This is a genomic window from Streptomyces sp. MnatMP-M17, from assembly GCF_900091995.1.
In the GTDB taxonomy this organism is placed as follows: domain Bacteria; phylum Actinomycetota; class Actinomycetes; order Streptomycetales; family Streptomycetaceae; genus Streptomyces.
Genome location: NZ_FMDK01000902.1, coordinates 1 through 5,751, shown reverse-complemented (window position 1 = coordinate 5,751; position 5,751 = coordinate 1). Strand labels below are relative to the sequence as shown.

General features: G+C 70.7%; 5 protein-coding genes and 1 pseudogene. 1 reads left to right on the top strand and 5 read right to left on the bottom strand.

Going from position 1 to position 5,751, the window contains the following annotated elements; translation table 11 throughout:
• Window positions 1-78: 78 nt before the first annotated feature.
• The 4 genes from GA0115259_RS33095 to GA0115259_RS33080 all read right to left on the bottom strand — a co-directional run bounded on the left by GA0115259_RS33095 (window position 79) and on the right by GA0115259_RS33080 (window position 3,651).
• Window positions 79-453, bottom strand: a complete 375-nt coding sequence (locus GA0115259_RS33095) for an RNA polymerase-binding protein RbpA (protein ID WP_003959706.1) — start codon at window positions 451-453, stop codon at window positions 79-81.
• A gap of 255 nt (window positions 454-708) precedes the next feature.
• Window positions 709-2,088 carry an MFS transporter gene (locus tag GA0115259_RS33090; RefSeq protein ID WP_093603785.1) on the bottom strand — a complete coding sequence of 460 codons (1,380 nt, stop codon included), beginning with the start codon at window positions 2,086-2,088 and terminating at the stop codon, window positions 709-711.
• A gap of 34 nt (window positions 2,089-2,122) precedes the next feature.
• Window positions 2,123-2,887, bottom strand: coding sequence for a glycerophosphodiester phosphodiesterase family protein (locus tag GA0115259_RS33085; RefSeq protein WP_093603783.1), 765 nt, complete (start codon window positions 2,885-2,887; stop codon window positions 2,123-2,125).
• Window positions 2,884-3,651: a membrane protein YczE gene (locus GA0115259_RS33080; protein ID WP_370749050.1), complete on the bottom strand. Its 768-nt coding sequence runs from the start codon at window positions 3,649-3,651 to the stop codon at window positions 2,884-2,886. The genes GA0115259_RS33085 and GA0115259_RS33080 overlap by 4 nt, the downstream gene beginning before the upstream one ends.
• Here GA0115259_RS33080 and GA0115259_RS33075 point away from each other — a divergent pair.
• Complete coding sequence (locus tag GA0115259_RS33075; RefSeq protein WP_093603787.1) at window positions 3,650-5,149, top strand: SCO1417 family PLP biosynthesis transcription factor; 1,500 nt, start codon at window positions 3,650-3,652, stop codon at window positions 5,147-5,149. The two genes, GA0115259_RS33080 and GA0115259_RS33075, sit on opposite strands and share 2 nt — an antisense overlap.
• A 21-nt stretch (window positions 5,150-5,170) precedes the next feature.
• On the opposite strand, the pseudogene GA0115259_RS33070 reads toward GA0115259_RS33075, so the two are convergent.
• A pseudogene (locus GA0115259_RS33070) lies at window positions 5,171-5,751 on the bottom strand (hypothetical protein); the annotation flags it as partial.

Below are 5,751 nucleotides of genomic sequence, written 5' to 3'. Positions count from 1 at the left end.
GGCCGCGGCACACATGGTGTGACGCGGCCCGCGGCTCTGTGCTGTTGTCTCGCTTGTCGTATGCGATCGGTTACGCGGTCAGGCGGACTTCCGGCTGTCCCGCGGGTGCACAGCGATGTTCATGGCGCCGGAGCGCAGGACGGCCAGCCTCTCGGCCAGCACCTCCTCCAGCTCCTCGCGGGTGCGCCGCTCCATGAGCATGTCCCAGTGCGTACGCGCAGGCTTGCCCTTCTTCTCTTCGGGACCATCCCCGTCCACCAGGAGTGCCTGGGCGCCACACGCCTTGCACTCCCACTCCGGCGGAATTTCCGCCTCTACCGAGAACGGCATCTCAAATCGATGGCCGTTCTGGCATGCGTACTCCACCGCCTGGCGCGGGGCCAGATCGATGCCGCGGTCCGTCTCGTAGCTGGTAACCACGAGTCGCGTGCCGCGGAGAGCTCGCTCACTCATGAATCGTGCCTCCCGGGCTTGTCGCCCACAGGACAGGTGTCGCTGTCGTCGTCATCCGGTCAACGTCCGGTCGGCGGTAAAGATTCCCCGTTCCGAGTCATGCGTCGCCCGTCGTGCCGCCCTTGTTGTACCCACCAGCGCCCGGTTTGTCACATCTAACAGGAGATGTCACCCAGCGATTCCGATTCCCGCATACGCAGTAACGGTCCGCCTGGCAGGCCAAACGCGTACACTACCGCCCTTTCACTTCAACGTCTAAATCCGCTCCGGTACGGGATTTCCCGCGGCCATGATCGCCCGGCCGACCGGGACCCTCGCCAGCAGGCCGAACCCGAGCACGAAGAAGACCACCAGCGAGATGATCGCATCCCGGTAGCTGCCCGTGAGCTGATACGCCAGCCCGAACACCAGTGGTCCCAGCCAGCTCAGGCCGCGGTCGCTCATCTCGTAAGCGGAGAAGTACTCGGCCTCCTTGCCGTGCGGTACGAGATGGGAGAAGAGCGAACGGGACAGCGCCTGGCTGCCGCCCAGCACCAGACCGATCGCCGCGGCCAGCAGATAGAACGCGACCGGTGCGCCGGCGGGCAGGAAGTAGCCGGCCGTGAGGATCAGCGTCCAGACGGCCAGCGAGGCCAGGATCGTGCGCTTGGCGCCGTACACCCTGGCCATCCGGCCCATGCCGAGCGCACCGCCGACCGCCAGGATCTGCACCAGCAGCACGGCGGTGATCAGCGTCGTCTGGTCCAGGCCCAGTTCCTCGGAGCCGTAGATCGAGGCCTGTGAGATCACCGTCTGGATACCGTCGTTGTAGAGGAGATAGGCGAGCAGGAACGAGAGCGTCAGCGGATGGCGCCGCATGTCCCGCAGCGTGGCCATCAGTTGACGCCAGCCGGCTCCCAACGCGCCCTCGCCCGCGGAACCGCCGCCCTCCCGTGCGATCTTCCGGTCCCGCAGTCGGCGCAGCGGCACGATCGTGAAGGCGCCCCACCAGACTCCGGCGGAGGCCAGACAGATCCGTACCGCCGTCGACTCGGAGAGACCGAAGGACTCATGGCCGGTGTAGAGCACCAGATTCAGGACGAGGACCAGCGCGCCCGAGGTGTAGCCGAACGCCCAGCCCCGCGAGGAGACCGCATCACGCTCCTCGGGCCCGGCGATCTGCGGCAGATACGCGTTGTAGAGCACCATGGACACCGAGATCGAGGCGTTCGCCACGATCAGCAGCAGCGCACCCAGCAGATAGCGGTCGCCGTCCAGGAAGAACATGCACGCCGTGGCGGTCGCGCCCAGGTACGCGGCGGCGGCCAGCAGCGGCTTCTTGCGTCCCGTACGGTCGGCCACCGCGCCCACCAGCGGCATCACCAGCACCGCCACCACCACCGAGACGGAGACCGCGTACGCGAAGACCGAGCCCGCGCGCACCGGTATGCCCAGCGGCCGGACGAAACCGTCGGCGTCGGCCGCGGCCTTCGCCACCGAGGTGAGATAAGGGCCGAGGAAGACCGTCAGCACACTCGTCGAGTAGACGGAGCACGCGAAGTCGTAGAAGTACCAGCCGCGTTGCTCGCGTCTGCGGTCCGCCGTCCCGTCGGTCCGGTCCACGGCGGTCTCAGCGGTCACCCCGGGTGTCCTCATCTCTTGCGTACCTTGCGTGCCGACGCCACGCCCGTCAATGCCAGGCTCCTCGCGCGGTCAACACCGTGCGCAGCGCTTCCAGTTGATCCGTCATGATGCCATCCACGCCGAGATCGAGCAGCGCCTCCATCCGATCCGGTTCATTGACCGTCCAGACATGGACCTGAAGACCGCGTGCGTGTGCCATACGGACGAAGCGCTCGTCCACCACCCGGATACCGCTCTGTGTCTCGGGAACCTGTGCGCACACAGCGCCGGGACGGACCGGCGCCGGGATTCCGTACGAGCGCAGCCGCAGGCCCAGCACACCGCGTACGCCGTACGAGGTGGCCAGCCGCGGGCCCGCGAGCCGGGCCGCGCGGGCCACCCGGGCCTCGGAGAACGAGCCGACGCACACCCGGTCCCAGCTCCCGGTCCTGCGGATCAGCTCGACCAGCGGGACCAGCGCGGGAGCGGCCTTGATGTCCACGTTCCAGCGCGCCTCGGGAAACTCTTCGAGCAGCTCCTCGAAGAGCGGCAGCGGCTCGCTGCCCGCCACCCGTGCCCGGCGCACCTCCGCCCAGGGCAGATCCACGATCCGGCCGCGGCTGTCGGTCACGCGGTCCAGAGTCGCGTCGTGGAAGGCGACGAGCCGGCCGTCCGCCGTGGCGTGCACATCGGTCTCGAAGTGGCGGTAGCCGAGTCCGGCGGCGCGCCGGAAGGCCGCCGCGGTGTTCTCCAGACCGTCCGCCGCGCCGCCGCGATGGGCGAACGGGATCGGAGTCGGCCGGTCGAGATAGGGGTGGGGTACGCGAGTCACCGCCGCAGTATGGCCCGCGCCGGTGTCCCGGCGGCGACGGCCGTACTGCCGGTGCCCGCCGTCGGGATGGCGAAGACGCGCAGGAAGAGCTGGGCGAGCGGTCCGATGGCCAGGGCGTAGGCGATCGTACCGATGCCCACCGAGCCGCCGAGCACGAAGCCGGTGGCGACGACGGCGACCTCGATCGCCGTACGGACCAGCCGCACCGAGCGGCCGGTCAGCCGGTGCAGGCCCGTCATCAGACCGTCGCGCGGCCCGGGACCGAACCGGGCCGCTATGTAGAGCCCGGTGGCCACTCCGTTGAGGACGATGCCGCTGATCAGCAGCGGTATACGGGCGGTCGGGCCATGGCCGTCGGGAACGAGCGCGAGCGTGGCGTCCATCGCGATACCGACCGCGAAGACATTGGCGACCGTGCCCGGCCCCGGGCGCTGCCGGATCGGGATCCAGAGCAGCAGCACGACCGCGCCCACGATGATCGAGACGACGCCCATGGTCAGTCCGGTCAGCTCGGAGAGCCCTTGGTGCAGCACCCCCCAGGGCTCCAGCCCGAGCCCGCCGCGCACCAGCAGCGCCGCGCTCGCTCCGTACAGCGCGAGACCGACGGAGAGTTGCGTCACCCTGCGGGTGAGACGCCGGGCAGGGCGAGGGAGATTGGACACGACGCGGCCCCTTGGTGCGATGGTGGACTGGTACGCGTCACTCTGTGGCTGGCCGATCGGTGCCATCCATGGCCAATTCAAGGAAGGTGGACTGATTTTCATGGCGCAGTGGACCTCGGCCGTCGGTGCGGCTCAGCTCGCGCGGCAGCTCAGCACCCAGCAGCCCACGCCCGCGGGCCCCGGCACCCGCAGGCCGCCGGCCTACCGGGCCCTCGCCGACGGCATCCGGCTGCTCGTCCTCGAAGGGCGCGTTCCCGTCGCCGCGCGGCTGCCCGCGGAGCGCGAACTCGCCCTCTCCCTCTCGGTGAGCCGTACGACCGTGGCCGCCGCGTACGAGGCGCTGCGCGCCGAAGGATTTCTGGAGTCCCGTAGAGGCGCCGGGAGCTGGACCGCCGTACCGGCCGGCAATCCGCTGCCCGCGCGCGGACTCGAACCGCTGCCGCCCGAGTCGCTGGGCTCGATGATCGATCTCGGCACCGCCGCCCTACCCGCTCCCGAGCCCTGGCTGACCCGGGCCGTACAGGGCGCGCTGGAGGAGCTGCCGCCGTACGCGCACACCCATGGCGACTATCCGGCCGGACTGCCCGCGCTGCGGCAGATGCTCGCCGACCGGTACACCGAGCGCGGCATCCCGACCATGCCCGAACAGATCATGGTCACCACGGGCGCGATGGGCGCGATCGACGCGATCTGCCATCTCTTCGCGGGCCGCGGCGAGCGGATCGCGGTGGAGTCGCCCTCGTACGCCAATATCCTCCAGCTGATGCGGGAGGCGGGCGCCCGGCTGGTGCCGGTCGCCATGGCGGAAGGGCTGACCGGCTGGGATCTGGCGCGCTGGCGCCAGGTGCTGCGGGAGGCCGCGCCGCGGCTCGCCTATGTGGTGGCCGACTTCCACAATCCGACGGGCGCGCTGGCCGACCAGCACCAGCGGCGGCAGCTTGTCGACGCGGCACGCTCGGCGGGCACGGTGCTGGTCGTGGACGAGACGATGTCCGAGCTGTATCTCGACGCGGATGTCGATATGCCGAGGCCGGTCTGTGCCTTCGATCCGGCGGGCAGCACGGTTCTCACGGTCGGCTCGGCCAGCAAGGCGTTCTGGGCGGGGATGCGGATCGGCTGGGTGCGCGCGGCGCCGGATGTGATCCGGTCCCTGGTCGCGGCTCGCGCGTACGCCGATCTCGGCACTCCGGTGCTGGAGCAGCTCGCCATCAACTGGCTGATGGGGACCGGCGGCTGGGAGGAGGCGGTCGCCCTGCGCCGGGTCCAGGCGCGCGAGAACCGGGACGCGCTGGTGGCGGCGGTACGCGAGCGGCTGCCCGGCTGGGAGTTCGCGGTGCCGCGCGGCGGGCTGACCCTGTGGGTGCGTACGGGCGGACTCTCCGGCTCGCGGCTGGCCGAGGTGGGCGAACGCGTCGGTGTACGGGTGCCGTCGGGACCGCGCTTCGGGGTCGACGGCGCCTTCGAGGGATACGTACGGCTTCCGTTCACCGTGGGCGGCCCGGTCGCCGTCGAGGCAGCTGCCCGGCTGGCGGCGGCGGCGCGGCTGGTGGAGACGGGCGCGAGCACGGGAACGGACGCGCCGCGCACCTTTGTCGCGTAACGGAGAGGAGAGGAAGAGGCCTCAGCCCTCGGCCGGCACCTGACGGCCGACCGGGCCTGACGCCTGCGGTGATTCGACCGTACGGTGCGGCATCTGCTCCTGCTCGGGCACCCGCTCCCGCGCGAGAGGCTCCGGCAGGAGTTCCAGGACGGCACGGCGGTGGGCGTCGCTCGTGCCGTCGTCGTACGGATCGGGCGTCGCCGGGACCTGGAGTCTGAGCACCGGGCCCGTACCGAGCCGCGCATAGCCTCTGCCGGGTGGGACGTCCGGCGTGGGTGTGGTGTGCGGCGGCGCCTCAAGTACTGCTTCCACCTGCGGCGCCGCGACCGGACCGAGGATCACCCGGGCGCGCGTGTGGCTCCGTACGGTCTCGTCCAGCGCGTCCAGACCGTCGAGCTGATCGGCCACCACCACGGTGATATGGACGGCCCTGCCGTGCCGCAGCGGCACATGGAGCAGCTCCTGCGGATCGCGCCGTCCGTCGGCCGCCGCGAGATGCCCGAAGACGCTCGGCCGGTCCACCAGGATCCACAGCGGCCTTCTGGCGTCCTCGGGCACGGGCCGGCCCGACTGGCGGGCGTTGTTGGCGGCGATCAGCCGCC